Origin of the sequence: Vibrio nomapromontoriensis, assembly GCF_050337205.1 — a bacterium.
GTDB lineage: Bacteria > Pseudomonadota > Gammaproteobacteria > Enterobacterales > Vibrionaceae > Vibrio > Vibrio nomapromontoriensis.
This window is the reverse complement of sequence record NZ_JAKJSS010000043.1, coordinates 1-1,202: the sequence shown is the minus strand read 5'-3', so window position 1 is coordinate 1,202 and position 1,202 is coordinate 1. Positions and strand designations below refer to the sequence as shown.

General features: G+C 48.3%; 1 protein-coding gene. It reads left to right on the top strand.

The genetic code is table 11. The features are described from left to right. On the top strand, positions 1 to 1,202 hold a 1,202-nt coding region (locus L4D05_RS24010; RefSeq protein WP_428795499.1), incomplete at both ends, for a carbohydrate-binding protein.

Here is a 1,202-nt window from a genome sequence, read left to right as displayed (position 1 = left end):
ATGCAGAAGATGCCTACCCTTATGATGAGCACCGCTCAGAGGTCGCGGTGGTTCAAGTACCTTCTTTGATTAATGCTGTAGATTATATTGACGCGCTAGACAGTGATGGTGGTGAGTCTCGCTATCGTGGCGCAGATGGCGTTGACATTGAGAATGATGCAACAGCAGGTCTACACATTGGTCGGATGAGCAAAGGAGAATGGTTGCGTTATGCCATTAATGTGGCTCAAGCGGGTTATTATGACGTGACGCTTTCACTCGGCAGTAAAGGGGCGTCAACACTCGCACTGGAAGTGGAAGGACAGCGCAGCACCACACTGGATTTTCAAACGGGAGCAGGAAGAGACTTCCAACCTTTTACTATCCCTACTGTCTACTTACCCGCAGGCAAGCAAACGCTCACCGTGAGCGCGACAGAAGGCAGTTTTCGTTTCGCTAATATGACGTTTAACGCGCGCTCCCCTGAGTTAGCGCCGCTATTACATCTATCGTTTGAGGATGTCGATAATTTGACTTTCGATAGCTCTTCTCACGCGCGTGAGGATGTGACGCAATTAGGGCAATATGACCAAGCGATTATGCGTACGGGGCGTGGTCTGCAATTTGTTGGCGATCAAACTCAAAAGTTAGTACTTAAAAATGGCCCAGCATTGGGGGATTTTTCTGTTAGCGTACAAACCAGCGATCTGGATATTACCCGAGGCAAGATCAGCCTTGCAGCCATCAATGAATCACAACGTGGTTTCTTATTGCTTGAAAAAACCGCGAAGGGTGAGCTCAGAATACGCAGTTTAGTCTACGGAGAAGATGGCGCTGAATTAAAACGCCATCACTGGTCAATCAAAAAGGGTGAGTCAGCGGAAGGGTTTATCACCTTGACGTTTGCCAGTGTCAGTCGCGATGAATACTCAAGTATTGGGGACGTATCGATTTACCTCGATGGGGAGTTAATTGTCCATGAGGTTAACGTTCGTCTTCCTCACTTTGATACGTCACAAATGGTGTTGGGCGATGGCAGTGGCTCATTAACGAAGTTTTATAGTTTAGGCCAAGGTCAGTTAGACGAATGGCGAGTGGACAGTCATGCGTTAAGCGCCTCGCAAGTGGCCGCGATTTATGCTGCGAGTGCCGCGCCGGATTCTGATGATGATGGGCACATTGATTTGATCGATGCTTTTCCTAACGATCCGCATGAGTGGTTA